A 17,562-nucleotide genomic window follows, 5' to 3' on the forward strand; every position below is an offset into this window, starting at 1 on the left:
TATTTGGTAGAATCAATTCTGTTAGTAAATCACTTAACGGTCAAGAAAAAAGAAATGCAGCATACAGTGGTGAAATGAAGCAGTTGTGTCTTAGACAGGCTTCTTCACGTGTTTCTTTTTGGCGTAACTGTAATGTTTTTACTGCGAATGATATTGCAAGAATGAGTGAAGTTCAATTTGTTTCTGATCTTATTTATAGTTTAATTAATGGTCTCTCCGGTTATAGCGCATCGTATTTAGACAATATGTATAAAATGTATGATGAAAGTTTCCCACAAATGGATGAAATTAGTAATCAATTAGATTTTATTTTCGATTTTGCTGCTTCTATAAATCCTGAGAAAATTTCCGACACTATTTTTAATAGACAACCAATATTTTTCTCACTTCTTTATGTCATTCATACCAAACAAACATTATCAATAAAAAAAGTTGAACAAGCCATAATCGAAATTGACGAAAGATTTAGTTCTGATATAAATAAATCTGATGAAGATATTAACTTTTACAATGCTTGTTCTTCTACAACACAAGGTATTGCATCACGTAGAATTCGGCATTCTTATATTCTTAGTTTCATGTAATTATGCCTACTCCACAGTTATCTATTACGTTACGCAATGCGAATAATATCATTGATAAATTAGAAGATTATCGCAATCAATCACAAAGCCTTGATGTAAAGTACCAGTATTTTATTTCTGAAATGATCATGCTTAGGCTTTTTGGAGCTTTTGAAGATTCAATATCTCAAATTGCTTTTAAATTAGCTTCCGGAGCTAGTTATACAAATGGGCTATCTCCTACTCTCAATATCAGAGCCAGTAATATAGCTTCGGCAAGAGCATTATTTTTGCAACATGGAAGACCTAAAGCTATCCAAAATTTAAAATGGACACAAGCAAAACATATATCAGATAGTGTCAAATATGTCATTCCGACAACAGAAAAATTTATTCAAAATGTACAATTCCACGGACGTATCATCAATGAGATGAGAATCATCCGGAATGTATTAGCGCATAGTTCAACAAGTGCAAAAGCAGAATTTAAAACTTTAATACGGCAAACATATGGAGCACAATTACCTATTACAACTGGAACTTTTCTTACATCTACACGGCGTACATCAATACCAAATTTACAAAAATATCTTTTGTCAACAAAAATCATTTTAAATGATATGACAAAAGGTACATAACTACTTAATCAAATTCAATGCTTCATTTATTCTACCAATATCCTTAACCTCAATATTATATAGTATATAAATTGTCACATCTTCATCACTTGGGGGGCTGGGGGTGAAGCGTTGCGTAACCCTCCAGTAAAGCGGAGCGTTGATCTCTTAACGCACTACTCAAACACTTGCAGATCATTCGGGGGTCGATCACTTCGCATCCTTGGAAGTTTAACCCCTCGTTCTCATTGATAATCATCAGACTTTTATTTAAGATAATATTATTAATATCTAGATATTAGTGCTTTTATCTTATGTAATTCTTATTAGGCGCGAGAGCCGCCGACGGGGTTCCCTGCGCTCGCGCAGGGGCAAAGGCGCGAAGCGCCCTTGTCAACTTATCAAAAGTTTACAGACATTTTTCTAATCTATACTTTATCTACATCGTCTAAAACCCTTGTGTTTACGATATTTACAAGCTATTATTGTATGTGTAAACGTATGTGTAAACAAAAAGGTTATATATGTCAAGCTCTGAAAGATTAGATAGGTACATAAAAAATAAGAAAAAATCGGGTCAAAAAAGAGTTTCTTTTTTTGTTGATGAAAAGGTTTGGAAGTATTTTAAAAAAAATGCATCTACAAAAAATATGACAATAAATGAATATTTAAAACATATTCTAAATTTTAAATAATATTCATCTATTTCACATAAACTACATATTCTAAGATTTTCTTTATTTTAATATTGCCTATTCAACATCAAATGTGTATAATCGTTCTTACATGATTAACATAAAGGTTTAATATGGATTTTCAAATTGAAATCAAAGAGTTGGCCGAACGAGTTGCAAAATTAAAACCAAATATTTTGACAGAAGAGTCGACAAAACACTCTTTAATCATGCCATTTTTAAAAACCCTTGGATATGATGTATTTGACCCTACTGTAGTTGTCCCAGAATTTACAGCTGATATTGGACATAAAAAAGGTGAAAAAGTTGATTATGCTATTCTAAATGATGGAAAACCAATTATCCTTATTGAAGCAAAACACCATACTGCAAACCTAGATAATCATAATAGTCAATTGCTAAGATACTACACAGTTACTGAAGCAAAATTCGGTATTCTTACCAATGGCATTGAATACCGTTTCTTCACTGATTTAGATATAGTCAATAAAATGGATGATAAGCCATTTCTAACCATAAATCTTGAATCTCTTAAAGATAAACATATTAAAGACTTAGAGCAGTTTGCAAAAGATTCAATGAATATAGATCAAATATTGAGCATGGCAGGACGTAAAAAATATGTGAGTGAATTGCAATCTATTTTCAAAAAAGAGATCAAAGACCCTTCCGATGATTTTGTTAAATTCTTTGCTAAAAAGATGACCGATAAAATGCTAACTCAAACAGTAGTCGAAGAGTATAAAACATTATGCAAACTCGCATTTTCTGATATTGTCAATGAACTTGTATCGGACAAAATTAGCTCTTTGCAAGCAGGATTTATAGCGGAAGTTTCAAGTGCAGAAGAAGAGCAACAACAAGATGATAAAAATACAATTGTAACTACTGAAGAAGAGCTTGAAGGATATTACATCGTAAAATCTATGCTAGGTGAAGTATGTCCAATAGCTGATATAACATATAGAGATAATGCCTCATACTTTAATGTGCTCTATAAAAATAACTCATGGAAGTGGATTTGTCGTTTACACTTCAATTCAAAGCAAAAATATATATCATTTCCTCTTGAAGATAAAAAAGAAGAAAAAATTGCTATCTCTAAAGTAGAGGATATCTATTCATTTAGAGATCGGCTGAAAGAAATTGTCACGAAATATACGTCAAATTAAATTTTAAAGGAAATAAAATGAATGAGATTAAAGTCCAAGATGCAGAAAATAAAATTTGTCCATTTATGAGCAAGGCAGCATTAGATGAAAAAAATCATCAATTTAAACTTTGTACAGCGTACTGTCAAACAACAAGTTGTATGGCTTGGCATGATACTTATAATGGCGGTGTATGTCTTTTAGTTTCTAGTAATTCATTATAATTACTTCAATAGGGCGTTAAATGCCCTACCCAAACATAAAAACTCTGCATTCATAATCTGTACAATGTTCGATGAAGATTCATCTCTACAAAAATTAATTACATTCCAATTTACTTTGATTTTTTATCTCTGAATGATAAAATGCAAGCTATGGAGTTTCTGTCCGAAAGGACAAATCTATGGCTAACATCCGTATTCGTTACGGAAATATACATATTGACTATATGGTTGATGGAGAACGTAAACGTAAGTCTACTGGTCTGCCTAACACTAAGGCAAATCGTGAGCTTGTTGAGCGATCCGTTATTCCTAAACTCGTTGGTATGATTGCTACTGGTGAAATTCATCGAAATAAGCCTAAAAACTTTGGGTATTACTTCAATGAATTTTTAAAGACTAAGAACATTAACCGTTCTTTTAATTCAAAACTTCCTCATTGGAAAAAGTTAAACGAAACGTTTAAAGATATCAATATAGACAAGATAACTCGCTTTAATATTAAACGGTATCTTTTGGATATGCCGATTAAGAATAATTCAAAGGGCGTCTATAAATCTGCATTACAAGAGATCTTTGAAATTGCTATTGACGATGAAGTGATCGTTAATAACCCTGCTGTAAATATCCGTTTAAAATCGGATCACAAGCAGAAAATAGACTTTTTTACAAAAGAGGAAGTCAATATTTTGCTCGAAAATGCTGAGGACGTTATGTTGGCTTATCTTATGATAGCTTTCAATACTGGTCTACGCCCTGAGGAGATTCTAGGTTTACAATGGGGAGATATTTCGGATACACATATTAATATAAAACGGGTTCGTACTCGTGGACGTATAGATCATCCGAAAACTCGAAACTCTATTCGCTCTGTTCCCTACCCTGCTTTCATTATGGATAGTATTAAATCTATCTATAGTGGATCTATATTTATATTTGGGGATATTGACGATTCAACGGGTTTACGTTGTCCGTGGCGGAGCTTGTTAAAAAAGACCGGTCTTGGAAAAAGGAAGTTGTATAACACTCGTCATACGTTTGCGACGATCATGCTTCAAGATAGGATTGTGAGTATTAATGAACTGGCAGGTTTATTGGGACACTCAACACCTAAAATTACTCTTTCGCATTATGCTTCTGTGATCGAAGCAAAAACGATTGATTTGGGTATAAATTTCGATTTGTTTGGCACGTTTTCGTCACGCCAAAAAAATCAAGGTCTTTCAAACATCGTTAAATAGGCGCTTTCAAGGAAAGTAGGTACAACGTAAGCCGGGTTCTGGATAAAGTGATAATTAATCTACTGCCTAGATTACTCTAGGCCTCTAGCGAAACAATAGCGATGTAGGACGCTAACCATCTGTTTCTTGCTGCGCGGTTGGGTTTACATAGCTCTCTTAGTTGCCTAAGAGACTGGTGGGCTCTTACCCCGCCGTTTCACCCTTACCTCTTTCGAGGCGGTATACTCTCTGTTGCACTATCCCTCATGTTACCATGGCCATCCGTTAGATGGAACCGTGTCCTACGGCAGCCCGGACTTTACCTCTTGGGATTACTAGTTCCAAGCTATCACCTGTTGTACCTGCGTAATTATAGGGGATATTAGATTAATTCCCCATCAGCGTTAATCACACCATTATTCTTTTGGAGCAACTCAAAAAAGGCTTTTTCGGGAATCGGTTTGGAAAAATAGTACCCTTGATAAAATTCGCATCCGCGTTCCTTGAGATACTCCATTTGATACTCCTCTTCAACCCCTTCGGCGATTACGCGCAGATTGAGGGTCTGTCCCATCGCGATAATCGTATTGAGCAAAATAGTTTCGTTCTTTTGGGTGCATGAGATATCGTCTACGAAACTTTTATCGATCTTTAATGAGTCTATCGGAAATTGGCGCAAATAGGACAATGAGGAGTACCCGGTTCCGAAGTCGTCCATACAGATATAGACACCAAGCGCTTTTATTTTTTTCAAAATCTCCAACGTTACCTCAAGATAATCCAACATAACGCTTTCGGTAATTTCAATTGCCAGCAAGCTTGGATCGATTCTATTGATTCGAACTGCCTCTTTAATCTCACCGTACAAATTGAGATTTTGGAATTGCCGTGTGGATACATTACACGAGACATGAATCCCCTTATATCCGGCATCTTGTATCCGTTTGATGGCACGCGCCGTTTCTTCGATAATCCATGTACCGAGTTTTAAAATGAATCCGGTATTCTCGGCGATATAGATAAAATGATCGGGAGCTATCATCCCTTTTTCATAGTGATTCCATCGGAGCAGCGCTTCGGCACCTATAATTTTTCCGCTTTCAATATGAATTTTAGGCTGATAATAGAGTTCAAATTCTTCCTCTTCAAATGCCCGGTGCATATCATTGGCAATGGCGACCTCTTCGTGTACTTTATTATTCAACGTTGTCGTAAAAAAGCTGAACTGGTCCCGTCCTTCCCCTTTTGCCTTATACATTGCGATATCTGCGAATTTCATCAGTTCATTGATCTCTTTGGAATCATCCGGATAGATGGAAACTCCGATACTGGTAGAGAGACGAAGAAAATGGCTTTGGATACTCCATTCATGATGAAACGCATTAAGAATTTTAGAGAGTACCGGTTCGATCGTCGTCGTCTCAATAAAATCGCTCAGTACAATAATAAACTCATCACCGCCGATACGTGCGACAATGTCATTTTCACGAATAATTGATTTTAGTTTATCGGCGACCGATTTTAAAAGTTCATCTCCCACATTATGTCCGAGGGTATCGTTGATATTTTTAAAATGGTCCAGATCCAAAAACAGTACGGCAAATTTTCGATCGTAACGATTAGCATTGGCTACCATCAGTTTTAACTGTGTATACAGACTATGACGATTCGGCAGTCCCGTTAGAGAATCGTGAAGCGAAGCAAAACTAAGCTCTTCATTTAAGCCCATTACCTTATTCTCAGAACGGTTGAGTTCAATTGCGTATTCAACCTGCAATTTCACAATGTATCCGATTACCAAAGTCTCGGCAATAACAAATATACCGTGTAATAGGACAATGTCTATTCCGCAACCGTAATTAAATACCATCACCGGCATACCGAAAAGGGATACTTCATGCAGTTGTAAAAAATTAAAGACAAAATGGTGGAGTATCGTTGTAGCGGCAGCGACAACAATCGGAATGATATCTTTATACAAAGAGAGGATGGCAAGTGCGATAAAAACATGAAAATGCATCTCGATACGCCCGAGATGCTGCTGAATATAAATCAAGGAAAAAAGCATCATCCCCACACCCACCAAGGCCCGCATCACTTGCGTCCCTTTGAAAGTGCGGTAGGCCATCAGCAGAACGAGAGTAATAAGCCCTCCCCCTACAAAACCGTACAAATACGTGTCATAACTGAGGGATGTGACAAAAGTTGCAATGATCCACTGAATAACGATCAGTACCAACATTACTTTATCGGCATGCAGAAAATGGTCGGTGAAATTTTTTTGAGCGAATTGAGGGATTTTCGGAAATCGGAAGAAATTATCCAAAGTTGTATGGATCATTTTTTCTCCTTTCGGAGTTGTAAGATATCGTTACTCAACATTTCACGGTTTAACGGATGCATTGTATAAATAGATTTTAAAACCAGTGTACCATCTTTTTGCTTCTCAACTAAATACAAATGATCACTGTGATCGATTTCGGTAGGCTCACGCATGCTTTTTGAAAAGAAAACGCCCAACTCTCTATCGATGCTCATCAGCTCTTTTTGGGATAAGTACACCCCTCTAAACATCGGATTAAATGATTTGGCGAATAGTTCAGGCTGATCCGGCTCTACTTCCGGCATCAAATTGACAAATGTCACTCCGACGGATCCCTTAAAAGCTGCAAACTCTTTTGAATCGTATAAATCGTCTAATTGAACTAAAATCGGTGTACATACTTTCACGCATCCCACATATCCGAAAAACACCAACATTAAGTCGTTGTTATATCCTTGCAGATACGGCGCATCAAGCTTTTTATTAATAATCATTTTACCGGTAGAGCGGTTTGCAAACAGTGTGGATTGAACGGCTGGAATGACAAGAATCAGTAGAAAAAAGAACAAAATGCCAAGCATTGTTTTTTTAGTCATTTTGTTCTGCTTTCTTGACTTTGTATTTTTGTTTCAACACGTACAATCCATGCTATTTAATAGTAACACAAAAGGTTTGAAACAGAGAAAATTTTTGAAATAAAAAGATAGCGCGGAGTTAAGAGATACTATTTTTCCCGCCAAAGCGGGAAGAGATGACTTACATCCCAATTTTAGCTTTAGCTTCTTTGGCGTATTTGATACCCAAATCCCATGCTTTGTTATTCACTTCATGCACTTTTTTCGGAACTTTTGAAAGCATAACTTCTTTCAATGTTTCCGGCTCGAGTACACCGGTAAATTCATTGGTAATACCCAATGCAACAACCGATTGGGTAATAACGTTACCCACTTCTTCTTTGGCAATGGTGATGATCGGAATCTCGACAATAATCCATTTTTGACGGTCTTCTTCGGTTGGATGAACCAAGTTTGGCTCAACGACGATGATTCCGCCCGGTTTGACACCGTTTTTGAACTGTTGGTAGCTCACGTTCGCAACCGAGAGCATGAAATCGATCTCACCCTCATTGGCATACGGGTAAAAAATCTCATTGTCATCGAGGGTAATATCAACAACCGTTGCTCCGCCGCGAACTTGTGACGTATAGGTAGCCGTTTTAAGCCCGTGGCCTCCCATTTTAATCTTGGCAGCCGCCATAATCTCACCGGCGAGAAGAACCCCTTGTCCACCGACGCCTGTAAATCGTATCGTATGTCTCATGGTTTCTCCTTAGATTTTTTTCGCAAAGTCATCTTGCGTGATTTTGCCGCGTTTGCCTTGTGCCGCTTCGATGACCATCTCATACATGTCACAATACTCAGCTTGCTCAACTTCACGCAATACACCCGTAGGGAATTTATTCATTTGTTCTTCAGCAGGAAGTGCTTCCCATTTTTTCAACGGAACAGTGATACTGTCGATCCAAGCAAGATTTTCCATAGCACTCAACATTTTGTTTTTACGACCAAGGTTGATATGGCAGTTAGACATAATGTCGAAGAAAGAGAACCCTTTATGAGAGAACCCTTTGACAAGCACTTTTTCCAATTTTTTCGGATCAAGCATCGTTTCACGCGCTACGAATGACGCACCCGCACCGATGGCAAGTTTGCACGCATCAAACGTCGGATCGATGTTCCCGTTTTGCGCCGATACACACCACATACCCTGCGGAGTCGTCGGAGAGATTTGAGAATTTGTCAAACCATAAATAAAGTTATTGATAAGAATGAAATTCAAATCGATGTTACGACGACAGCCGTGGATCGTATGATTACCCCCGATTGCCAAACCGTCACCGTCTCCGGCAACCACGATAACGTGTGCATCCGGACGAGTCAATTTGATCCCCGTAGCATACGCAATCGTACGACCGTGTGTCGTGTGTACCGTATTACAGTTGATGTATGAGCTAAAGCGACCTGAGCATCCGATACCGGAAACGACACATACTTTGTCCATATCCCAGCCCATTTTGTCGATAGCACGGATAACCGACTTAAGGATAACACCATCCCCACAGCCCCAACACCAAAGTGTCGGCATTTTATCTACACGTAAATATTGATCGTAATTGAAAGCCATTAGAACATCTCCTTAACTTTTGCTACCATTTCAAGTGGTGCGATTGGACGACCGTTTGCTTTGTGAAGCGTACCGAAATCGCTGCGTCCCATTACACGTTCAATCTCTTTGAGGTATTGACCCATATTGAGTTCCGTCACGAAAATTTTGTCAAATTTCTGACCGATCTCTTTGAGCTTTTTAGCCGGACTCGGCCACAATACGATTGGTCTGAAAAGACCCGCTTTGATCCCGTCGTTACGGAGTTTCATAACCGCCTCTTTCGCACCGCGAGAGATACTTCCATAAGCGATCATACATACTTCTGCGTCGTCCATCATAAATTCTTCATAATCGGCTTCATCATCCAAACCGTCGTTTTCTGCCGCAACCGTGTTGATTTTACCGACAAGACGCTCGATATTGAATTGGCATTGTGCCGCATCTTCCGTCGGGAAACCTGTCGGTCCGTGATGAAGTCCCGTAAAGTGGAAACGGTACCCTTCAAACATAGGATTGAGGACTGCCGCTTCGTTCATCGGAACATCGTACGGACGGTAATCTTCCGGTTTTCCGTCAAAACGTTTACGATTAACGATTGAAGCTTTGACCTCTTCGAGATCCGGGAGCATCGCTTTACCGTGCATATGACCTACCGTCTCATCCAAAAGGACGAATACCGGAGTCATGTATTTCTCAGCCAAATTAAATCCGCGTACGGTTTGTGTGTAACACTCTTCAAGTGATCCCGCACACAGCGTGATAGAAGCATAGTCACCGTGGGTCGGATATTGCGCCTGACCGATGTCCGCTTGGGATACACGAGTCGGAAGACCGGTCGATGGACCTCCGCGCATTACGTTCACGATAACCAACGGTACTTCAGCAATAAACGCCAAACCGATTTGTTCCGCCTTAAGAGAAATCCCCGGACCTGACGTTGCCGTCATCGATTTTGTACCCGCCATAGATGCACCGAGGGCAACGGAGATACCCGCGATTTCATCTTCCATTTGGATGAATTTTCCGCCGACAGTCGGTAGAAGATCGGACATCTCATGCATTACTTCCGATGATGGAGTAATCGGATATCCGCCGAAAAACATACAACCCGCATCAAAAGCACCGAGTGCTGATAATTCGTTACCTGTTGAAATTACTTCTCTTGCCATTACTTCACTCCTGCTTGGTCTAGTGACATATACTTATTAGCGATAATAGCCGCTTGACGCGCTTTTGCTTCATCGGTGAGTTTTGCAAATTTATAATCTGCTTTATCTGCAACATAAATAGCAAAGTCAGGACATGTGAGTTCGCACTCATTACAGCCGATGCAACTCTCCGGATGATTGATCGAGATCATAGCACCCAAGGTTGATGTCGGCTCATAACGCATACCGAGTACACCCGATGGACATACCGATACACAAATATCACATGCTTTACAGTTATCGGTATTTACCCATACAGGGACGTTACCGGGATTGGTCGTTTTAAACATCTGTTCTCCTCACAATTTTGAAATTAATCTGATTCTTTATCTGTTGAAAATTTACCAACGGCACAAGAGACAAAACTCTTGAGCTTGAGTGCGGCGTTATCCATTACACCCTCTTCATCACCCGCCAGAGGATAACCGAGGCTTCTTAAGATTGCCTTAACTTGTGCTGATTGCGCTTCGTCCAGAATTTCTACTGTTACTTTACGAGGCTCGCACGAAAGATCCACGTTGATCTCATTAAATCCTGCTTCTTTGAGAGCTTTCGTAATTGTGTTGGCACACCCGCCGCAACGTACATTGGCGACCTCAAAGATATGTGTCATTATTTTTTCAACTTTCCCATTACTTCCGCAATGGCTTTGCCGATATCTGCCGGAGAGACAACGACTTTGACACCCGCCGCTTCAAGCGCCGCCATTTTTTCGGCTGCCGTTCCCGCACCGCCGGAGATAATTGCTCCGGCATGCCCCATACGTTTTCCCGCAGGTGCCGTCTGACCCGCGATAAAAGCAACAACCGGTTTGGTAATATGCTCTTTAATGTACGCCGCCGCTTGGATCTCCAAGTCTCCGCCGATCTCACCGATCATAACGATCGCATGCGTTTCCGGATCCGCTTCGAACATCGGAAGGAGTTGTTTGTAGCTCAAACCGATGATCGGGTCACCGCCGATACCGACCGCTGTGGTGATACCGAATCCCTCTTTAACGACTTGGTTCGCAGACTCATACGTCAACGTCCCTGATTTAGAGATAAGTCCGATGTTCCCTTTTTTGAAAATGAATCCCGGCATGATTCCGATTTTGCACTCATCCGCCGTGATAATTCCCGGACAGTTCGGCCCGATAGTCATCATATCTTTTTTAACCGCATACGCTTTTGCAAACATCATATCTTTTACGGGTGCCCCTTCGGTAATAATAACCGCAAGGCTGATCCCCGCATCTGCCGCTTCCATAACCGCATCGGAGACGAATGCCGGCGGAACGAAAATCATCGAGACCGTAGCACCGGTAGCACGTACTGCTTCTTCTACCGTATTAAATACCGGTTGACCAAGGTGCTCTTGTCCACCCTTGCCCGGTGTAACACCGCCGACAATTTTGGTGCCGTATGCGATACACTGTTCTGCGTGAAATGTACCCTCTTTACCTGTGAAACCTTGAACGATAACTTTTGTATCTTTATTAACCAAAATAGACATTAATTACTCTCCCTTAGCTGCTGCAACGGCTTTACGCGCACCGTCTGCAAGATCGGTTGCCGCTACAATGTTAGCGATACCGGCATTGTTTAAAATCTCTGCCGCTTCGATAGCATTCGTGCCGTCAAGTCGTACTATAACCGGTACGTTTACGTTGGTGATTTTTGTTGCTTCGATAATCCCGTTGGCAACACGGTCACAACGGACGATTCCGCCGAAGATGTTGACGAAAATCGCTTTGACGTTCGGGTCTTTAAGGATAATTTCAAACCCTTTGGCCACCGTTTCTGCGCTTGCCGAACCGCCGACGTCAAGGAAGTTGGCCGGTTTGCCACCCTCGTAGTTGATGGTATCCATTGTTCCCATAGCAAGTCCCGCACCGTTAACCATACAACCGACGTCACCGTCAAGTTTGATGTAGCTTAGGCCGAATTTGCCCGCTTCGATCTCCGTCGGCTCTTCTTCACTCAAATCACGCATCTCATTAACCTGAGATTGACGATAAAGGGCGTTGTTGTCAAATCCCATTTTTGCATCGAGTGCCAAGAATTTGCCGTCACCCGTTTTGACCAACGGATTGATTTCGATCATCTCCGCATCGTGATCCATGTAAACTTTATAAAGGGCAGACGCAAATTTGATAAAGGTATTGATCTCTTCCACCGGAAGACCCAAACCAAATGCTAATTTACGTCCGTGAAAGCTTTGGAAACCTGTCAACGGATCGATCGAAACTTTGATAATTTTTTCAGGAGTATTGTGTGCAACCTCTTCAATCGCCATACCGCCCTCAGTGGATGCCATCATGATCGGCATTTTAAGTGCACGATCAAGCAAGAGTCCGAGATAGTACTCTTTTTTGATATCGGCACCCTCTTCGATATAGACTTTTTGAACCAATTTACCCTCAGGGCCTGTTTGGTGCGTTACGAGCTGCATGCCCAAGATTTGAGCTGCCATTTCACGTACTTCAGACGTTGATTTGGCAAGTTTGACACCGCCCCCTAAACCGCGTCCGCCCGCATGGATTTGAGCTTTGACAACCCAGATATTTCCGCCGAGTTCTTGAGCCGCTTTAACCGCCTCATCGGGTGTAAACGCAATGTGTCCGCGCAAGGTCGGTACATTGTATTTTTTGAATAATTCTTTAGCTTGATATTCGTGAATATTCATTAATTCCTCCTGTTATAAGTTTACGCTATAGGTCTTGTCATCTCTTCAGGGATGACGTATTTGTCGAACTCTTCGGCACTCAGGAGACCGAGTTTGATGGCGGTTTCTTTCAGTGTAGAGTTCTCTTTATGTGCTGTTTTAGCAATTTTTGCCGCATTTTCATACCCGATGTACGGGTTCAATGCCGTTACGAGCATCAATGAGTTGTTCAAATACGCATCAATCTGATCACGCACCGGCTCAATCCCTACCGCACAGTTATCGTTGAATGAAACGATTGAATCGGCCAATAAACGTACCGATTGCAAGAAGTTATAGGCGATTACCGGTTTGAATACGTTCAGCTCAAAATTACCTTGGCTCGCCGCAAAACCGATACAGGCATCGTTCCCCATAACTTGGCACGTCACCATCGTCACCGCTTCCGATTGCGTCGGATTGACTTTACCCGGCATGATGGATGAACCCGGCTCGTTTTCAGGGATCGTAATCTCACCGATACCGCAGCGTGGACCGCTCGCCAACCAGCGAACATCGTTCGCGATTTTCATCATATCCGCAGCAAGAGCTTTGAGGGCACCGTGAGCGAACACAAGAGCGTCATGAGAGGTCAACGCATGGAACTTATTCGGTGCCGTAACGAAGGTATGACCCGTAAGCTCCGTTAGTTTTGCCGCTACGCGTTCTCCCAACTCAGGATGTGCATTCAATCCCGTTCCGACCGCTGTACCGCCAAGAGCAAGTTCACGAACCGACTCAAGAGAATCTTTCGCCATTTTTTCACATTTGTTAAGCATCTCTACCCAACCGCTGATCTCTTGACCGAGAGTGAGCGGTGTTGCGTCTTGAAGGTGGGTACGTCCGATTTTGACGATATCACTAAATACTTCAGACTTTGCTTGCAACGTTTTACGTAAATGATCGATGGCAGGCAATAGACGCGTTTCTACCGCAATAACCGCTGCTACATGCAATGCCGTCGGATAGGTATCGTTCGAGCTTTGAGATTTGTTGACATCGTCATTCGGGTGAACCAATTTTTGAGTACGGAAATCACCGCCGAGGATTTCGGTTGCACGGCTTGCCAAAACTTCATTGTTGTTCATGTTTGACTGCGTACCTGAACCCGTTTGCCATACCACGAGAGGATAATGTGCATCCAATTTACCAGCTAACATCTCGTCTGCCGCCTGAGCAATCGCATCCGCTTTTTCTTTACTCAACATTCCAAGATCGCAATTGACCAAAGCAACCGCTTTTTTAAGGTATGAAAATGCTCTTGTAATTTCATACGGCATTTTCTCTTCACCGATTTGGAAGTTCTCCAGTGAACGCTGTGTTTGCGCTCCCCAGTAAGTGTCATTCGGTACCCGAACTTCACCCATCGTATCTTTTTCGATGCGATAACTCATTATTTGGCTCCTTCAAAAAATTTATTGGTATTCAACGTATCGATCAACCCTTGAACCGAGGCACACGATGCAGCAAACATCGCTTTCTCTGTCTCATTCAGGGTGACCTCAATGATTTTTTCAGCACCGTTAGCTCCGAGCATGACCGGAACACCGCTCACAACATTGCTAAATCCGTATTCACCCTCAAGATAAACGGCACACGGATGGATTTGTTTGGTATCTTTCAAAATCGCTTCAACCATAATAGCCGTCGCTTTTGCCGGTGCATAGTAAGCGGATCCGGTTTGAAGAAGCGCTACGATCTCTGCTCCCCCTTTTCGGGTTCGCTGTACGATCTCTTCGATCTCATCATGACTCAAAACATCCGACAAAGGGACACCGGCGACGGTAGAATAGCGAGGCAACGGAACCATGTCATCCCCGTGACCGCCCATAACCGAGGCACGGATCTGCCCTCCGCCGTATCCGAGTTTTTCTTGGATAAATGCCGCCATACGCGCACTGTCCAACACTCCCGCCATGCCGATAACACGGCTGCGGTCAAATCCGCTTTCGCGTAATGCCACATAGGTCATAGCATCCAACGGATTTGAAACCATGATCACGATCGCATTCGGAGAGTATTTTGCAACACCTTCGATCACCTCACGAGTTACTTTGGCATTGATCATTAGCAGATCATCACGGCTCATACCCGGTAAACGTGGGCTTCCCGCAGTAATAACGACAACATCGCAATCGGTCAAATCTGCCATACTCTCGGCAACCTTGACCGTAGAGTGCGATCTTACCGCTGCAGCGGCTTGAGACATATCCAACGCTTTGCCTTTGGCTATCTCAATTTTATTATCACGCAAGATGATTTCATGACAAGAGCCAAGCATTGCAAGCGAGTAGGCTATCGTCGATCCGACATTTCCCGCCCCTACGATTCCAACGCGTTTTCCGTTTATCATTTCCTGCTCCTTGTATTATTGCTATTACCCTCTCCAGAAGAAGATAATTACAAGACGATCTAATCGCCTTTTATCTATAGAGAAAACTCTGCAGATAAAAAACGATCCCGGCGAACCGGAATCTAAGTAGTTAGATTGCGCTAATGATAGCGTTCAATGTTGCACTCGGACGCATTGCAGCGGTCACTTTCGCAACATTCGGATGATAGTATCCGCCGATATCTTGCACTTTACCTTCTACCGAGAGAAGTTCTTCCATGATTTTAGCTTCATTTTCACTCAACGACGCAGCAACAGAAGCAAATTTTTCAGCAAGAGAAGCGTCTACTGTTTGCTCGGCAAGCGCTTTTGCCCAATATTGTGCCAAGAAAAAGTGGCTTGCTTTGTTATCCGGCTCCCCCGCTTTACGTGAAGGCTCTTTGTTGTTATCCAAATACGCCGCATTTGCTTCATCTAAAGCTGCTGTAAGTGCAGTCAATTTGTTATCTTTTTTCGTTTTGTTGATGTGACGCAGTGACTCAGCAAGAGCCAAGAACTCACCCAATGAATCCCAACGGAGGTGACCCTCATTTACAAATTGCTCAACGTGTTTCGGAGCTGATCCGCCCGCACCGGTTTCAAATAATCCACCACCTGCAAGAAGAGGAACGATGGAGAGCATTTTTGCTGACGTTCCAAGCTCAAGGATTGGGAACAAGTCCGTCAAATAGTCACGAAGAACGTTTCCGGTAGCAGAAATGGTATTCTGACCAGCACGTACACGTTTCAAAGAGAACGCCATCGCTTTTTCAGGTGCCAAAATGTGGTACTCAATTCCATTTTTGTTGAACTCAGGAAGGTAAGCGTTCACTTTTTTGATGATTTCAGCATCGTGAGCACGTTTTTCGTCCAACCAGAAGACTACCGGAACGTTTTCAATCTCTGCACGCTCAACCGCAAGACGTACCCAGTCTTTGATCGGGATATCTTTTGCACGAGACATACGCCAGATATCACCTTTTTCTACGTTGAAGCTCATCAATACGCCACTGTCATCAGTTACAGAGACAACACCGTCTTCAGCAATTTCGAATGTAGTCGGGTGTGAACCGTACTCTTCCGCTTTTTGAGCCATTAGCCCGACATTCGATACTGAACCCATTGTGGTTACATCGAATTGACCGTTTTTCTTACAATCTTCGATGATTTCAGAATACATCGTTGCATAACAACGATCCGGAATAGTTACAACACACTGTTCAACTTTTCCTGCCGGATTCCACATTTTACCGCCATCACGTACCACAACCGGTAATGAAGCATCAATAATTACATCGTTTGATGCGTGTAAATTCGTAATCCCTTTGTCAGAATCAACCATTGCCATTGCCGGTTGAGTCGGATATACTGCCATAATAGCCGCTTCAATCTCTGCTTTTTTATCCGCTGGAAGTTTTGCCAATTTTTTGTACAAATCACCAAGTCCGAGATTAGGATTAACACCGATCTCTTTAAATTCTGCTGCGTATTTTTCAAACACGTCTTTGAAGAATACACTAACAGCATGACCGAACATAATTGGGTCAGAAACCTTCATCATCGTAGCTTTAAGATGGATTGACCAAAGGATGTTTTTCTCTTTCGCTTCGGCGATAGATTCTCCCAAGAATGCACGAAGTGCTTTTGCAGACATGAATGTACCGTCAAGAACCTCTTTGTCAACTGCATTGATCTCTTTGAGTACTTTACCGTTGAGGGCAATCGTTACTTTACCGTCACCTTTTTTCGTTACCGACTGCTCATTCGCGAAGAAATCGCCGCTGTTCATGTGAGCTACGCGAGTACGAGAGCCCTCATCCCACGCACGAAGTTTATGCGGGTTTTTCTTAGCAAAGTTTTTAACCGCAACCGCAGCGCGGCGGTCTGAATTACCTTCACGAAGAACCGGATTAACCGCAGAACCGAGACAGGTTGCATAACGTGCTTGTATCTCTTTTTCTTCATCTGTTTTTGGCTCTTCCGGATAATTAGGAAGATCGTAACCTTGACCTTGAAGCTCTTCAATACACGCTTTAAGCTGTGGAATTGAAGCCGAAATATTTGGAAGCTTGATGATATTGCCATCAGGCTCAGTTGCAATAACACCCAATTGTGCAAGATTATCGGGAATGCGCTGCGCATCACTCATACGTTCTGGGAATGTAGCGATAACGCGACCTGCAAGTGAAATATCACTTGTTACAACTTCAACGCCTGCGGCTTGTGTGAATGCATTTACGATAGGAAGTAGCGAATATGTCGCTAATGCCGGTGCTTCATCAATTACTGACCAAATGATTTTTGCCATCAGGTTCTCCTGTTATTTTTTTTATGCAAGCATC

General features: G+C 41.8%; 18 protein-coding genes and 1 other RNA gene. 6 read left to right on the forward strand and 13 right to left on the reverse strand.

Features of this window, described 5'->3' with window-relative positions:
- From Q0C19_RS00005 to Q0C19_RS00030, 6 genes are all read left to right on the forward strand, one after another.
- Nucleotides 1–584, forward strand: a 584-nt coding sequence (locus Q0C19_RS00005; RefSeq protein ID WP_295051388.1) for a hypothetical protein, incomplete at its 5' end; no start/stop codon positions are given.
- A gap of 2 nt (nucleotides 585–586) precedes the next feature.
- A complete protein-coding gene (locus Q0C19_RS00010; RefSeq protein ID WP_295051390.1) occupies nucleotides 587–1,201 on the forward strand; it encodes a hypothetical protein in 615 nt (204 codons plus the stop codon).
- 503 nt (nucleotides 1,202–1,704) lie between these two features.
- Nucleotides 1,705–1,875, forward strand: a complete 171-nt coding sequence (locus Q0C19_RS00015) for a hypothetical protein (RefSeq protein WP_295051392.1) — start codon at nucleotides 1,705–1,707, stop codon at nucleotides 1,873–1,875.
- 113 nt (nucleotides 1,876–1,988) lie between these two features.
- Nucleotides 1,989–3,047 carry a type I restriction endonuclease gene (locus Q0C19_RS00020; RefSeq protein WP_295051393.1) on the forward strand — a complete coding sequence of 353 codons (1,059 nt, stop codon included), beginning with the start codon at nucleotides 1,989–1,991 and terminating at the stop codon, nucleotides 3,045–3,047.
- A 17-nt stretch (nucleotides 3,048–3,064) separates the two neighbouring features.
- Nucleotides 3,065–3,250 carry a hypothetical protein gene (locus Q0C19_RS00025; protein ID WP_295051394.1) on the forward strand — a complete coding sequence of 62 codons (186 nt, stop codon included), beginning with the start codon at nucleotides 3,065–3,067 and terminating at the stop codon, nucleotides 3,248–3,250.
- Between the two features lie 179 nt (nucleotides 3,251–3,429).
- The gene (locus Q0C19_RS00030) at nucleotides 3,430–4,488 is read left to right on the forward strand and encodes a site-specific integrase (RefSeq protein ID WP_295051395.1); all 1,059 of its coding nucleotides are present in this window, start codon (nucleotides 3,430–3,432) and stop codon (nucleotides 4,486–4,488) included.
- A gap of 12 nt (nucleotides 4,489–4,500) precedes the next feature.
- On the opposite strand, the gene rnpB is transcribed toward Q0C19_RS00030, so the two are convergent.
- The 13 genes from rnpB to Q0C19_RS00095 form a co-directional block, all read right to left on the reverse strand.
- Nucleotides 4,501–4,832, reverse strand: an RNA gene (rnpB, locus tag Q0C19_RS00035) — RNase P RNA component class A.
- Between the two features lie 17 nt (nucleotides 4,833–4,849).
- Complete coding sequence (locus Q0C19_RS00040; protein WP_295051396.1) at nucleotides 4,850–6,808, reverse strand: EAL domain-containing protein; 1,959 nt, start codon at nucleotides 6,806–6,808, stop codon at nucleotides 4,850–4,852.
- Nucleotides 6,805–7,386, reverse strand: a complete 582-nt coding sequence (locus tag Q0C19_RS00045) for an SCO family protein (protein WP_295051398.1) — start codon at nucleotides 7,384–7,386, stop codon at nucleotides 6,805–6,807. Before Q0C19_RS00045 ends, Q0C19_RS00040 begins: the two co-directional genes overlap by 4 nt.
- 160 nt (nucleotides 7,387–7,546) lie before the next feature.
- The gene (locus tag Q0C19_RS00050) at nucleotides 7,547–8,110 is read right to left on the reverse strand and encodes a 2-oxoacid:acceptor oxidoreductase family protein (protein WP_295051400.1); all 564 of its coding nucleotides are present in this window, start codon (nucleotides 8,108–8,110) and stop codon (nucleotides 7,547–7,549) included.
- A gap of 9 nt (nucleotides 8,111–8,119) precedes the next feature.
- The gene (locus Q0C19_RS00055) at nucleotides 8,120–8,974 is read right to left on the reverse strand and encodes a 2-oxoglutarate ferredoxin oxidoreductase subunit beta (RefSeq protein ID WP_295051401.1); all 855 of its coding nucleotides are present in this window, start codon (nucleotides 8,972–8,974) and stop codon (nucleotides 8,120–8,122) included.
- Nucleotides 8,974–10,125, reverse strand: coding sequence for a 2-oxoglutarate synthase subunit alpha (locus Q0C19_RS00060; protein WP_295051402.1), 1,152 nt, complete (start codon nucleotides 10,123–10,125; stop codon nucleotides 8,974–8,976). The genes Q0C19_RS00055 and Q0C19_RS00060 overlap by 1 nt, the downstream gene beginning before the upstream one ends.
- Entirely contained in the window at nucleotides 10,125–10,454 is a 330-nt protein-coding gene (locus tag Q0C19_RS00065; protein ID WP_294895712.1) for a 4Fe-4S dicluster domain-containing protein, read from the reverse strand. The genes Q0C19_RS00060 and Q0C19_RS00065 overlap by 1 nt, the downstream gene beginning before the upstream one ends.
- Before the next feature lie 23 nt (nucleotides 10,455–10,477).
- The gene (locus Q0C19_RS00070; RefSeq protein WP_295051403.1) at nucleotides 10,478–10,777 is read right to left on the reverse strand and encodes a heavy metal-associated domain-containing protein; all 300 of its coding nucleotides are present in this window, start codon (nucleotides 10,775–10,777) and stop codon (nucleotides 10,478–10,480) included.
- Nucleotides 10,777–11,658: a succinate--CoA ligase subunit alpha gene (gene sucD, locus Q0C19_RS00075; protein ID WP_295051406.1), complete on the reverse strand. Its 882-nt coding sequence runs from the start codon at nucleotides 11,656–11,658 to the stop codon at nucleotides 10,777–10,779. Before sucD ends, Q0C19_RS00070 begins: the two co-directional genes overlap by 1 nt.
- A 3-nt stretch (nucleotides 11,659–11,661) precedes the next feature.
- Nucleotides 11,662–12,831, reverse strand: coding sequence for an ADP-forming succinate--CoA ligase subunit beta (gene sucC, locus Q0C19_RS00080; protein ID WP_295051408.1), 1,170 nt, complete (start codon nucleotides 12,829–12,831; stop codon nucleotides 11,662–11,664).
- A gap of 20 nt (nucleotides 12,832–12,851) precedes the next feature.
- Nucleotides 12,852–14,243 (reverse strand): class II fumarate hydratase, encoded by a 1,392-nt coding sequence (gene fumC / locus Q0C19_RS00085; protein ID WP_295051411.1) that lies wholly within the window; start codon nucleotides 14,241–14,243, stop codon nucleotides 12,852–12,854.
- Nucleotides 14,243–15,202 (reverse strand): malate dehydrogenase, encoded by a 960-nt coding sequence (mdh, locus tag Q0C19_RS00090; protein WP_295051413.1) that lies wholly within the window; start codon nucleotides 15,200–15,202, stop codon nucleotides 14,243–14,245. Before mdh ends, fumC begins: the two co-directional genes overlap by 1 nt.
- A gap of 130 nt (nucleotides 15,203–15,332) precedes the next feature.
- Nucleotides 15,333–17,528, reverse strand: coding sequence for an NADP-dependent isocitrate dehydrogenase (locus tag Q0C19_RS00095; protein ID WP_295051416.1), 2,196 nt, complete (start codon nucleotides 17,526–17,528; stop codon nucleotides 15,333–15,335).
- Between the last annotated feature and the right edge of the window lie 34 nt (nucleotides 17,529–17,562).

The organism is Sulfuricurvum sp., from assembly GCF_023250475.1.
Taxonomy (GTDB): domain Bacteria; phylum Campylobacterota; class Campylobacteria; order Campylobacterales; family Sulfurimonadaceae; genus Sulfuricurvum.

Excerpts from the sequence above, each read along its gene's own strand:
- Q0C19_RS00030 (WP_295051395.1), top strand. The coding sequence starts at position 3,430 with ATGGCTAACATCCGTATTCGTTACGGAAATATACATATTGACTATATG.
- Q0C19_RS00065 (WP_294895712.1), bottom strand. The coding sequence starts at position 10,454 with ATGTTTAAAACGACCAATCCCGGTAACGTCCCTGTATGGGTAAATACC.
- Q0C19_RS00015 (WP_295051392.1), top strand. The coding sequence starts at position 1,705 with ATGTCAAGCTCTGAAAGATTAGATAGGTACATAAAAAATAAGAAAAAA.
- Q0C19_RS00045 (WP_295051398.1), bottom strand. The coding sequence starts at position 7,386 with ATGACTAAAAAAACAATGCTTGGCATTTTGTTCTTTTTTCTACTGATT.
- Q0C19_RS00055 (WP_295051401.1), bottom strand. The coding sequence starts at position 8,974 with ATGGCTTTCAATTACGATCAATATTTACGTGTAGATAAAATGCCGACA.
- Q0C19_RS00020 (WP_295051393.1), top strand. The coding sequence starts at position 1,989 with ATGGATTTTCAAATTGAAATCAAAGAGTTGGCCGAACGAGTTGCAAAA.
- sucD (WP_295051406.1), bottom strand. The coding sequence starts at position 11,658 with ATGTCTATTTTGGTTAATAAAGATACAAAAGTTATCGTTCAAGGTTTC.
- Q0C19_RS00060 (WP_295051402.1), bottom strand. The coding sequence starts at position 10,125 with ATGGCAAGAGAAGTAATTTCAACAGGTAACGAATTATCAGCACTCGGT.
- Q0C19_RS00025 (WP_295051394.1), top strand. The coding sequence starts at position 3,065 with ATGAATGAGATTAAAGTCCAAGATGCAGAAAATAAAATTTGTCCATTT.
- Q0C19_RS00070 (WP_295051403.1), bottom strand. The coding sequence starts at position 10,777 with ATGACACATATCTTTGAGGTCGCCAATGTACGTTGCGGCGGGTGTGCC.
- sucC (WP_295051408.1), bottom strand. The coding sequence starts at position 12,831 with ATGAATATTCACGAATATCAAGCTAAAGAATTATTCAAAAAATACAAT.
- Q0C19_RS00040 (WP_295051396.1), bottom strand. The coding sequence starts at position 6,808 with ATGATCCATACAACTTTGGATAATTTCTTCCGATTTCCGAAAATCCCT.
- Q0C19_RS00050 (WP_295051400.1), bottom strand. The coding sequence starts at position 8,110 with ATGAGACATACGATACGATTTACAGGCGTCGGTGGACAAGGGGTTCTT.
- mdh (WP_295051413.1), bottom strand. The coding sequence starts at position 15,202 with ATGATAAACGGAAAACGCGTTGGAATCGTAGGGGCGGGAAATGTCGGA.
- fumC (WP_295051411.1), bottom strand. The coding sequence starts at position 14,243 with ATGAGTTATCGCATCGAAAAAGATACGATGGGTGAAGTTCGGGTACCG.
- Q0C19_RS00010 (WP_295051390.1), top strand. The coding sequence starts at position 587 with ATGCCTACTCCACAGTTATCTATTACGTTACGCAATGCGAATAATATC.
- Q0C19_RS00095 (WP_295051416.1), bottom strand. The coding sequence starts at position 17,528 with ATGGCAAAAATCATTTGGTCAGTAATTGATGAAGCACCGGCATTAGCG.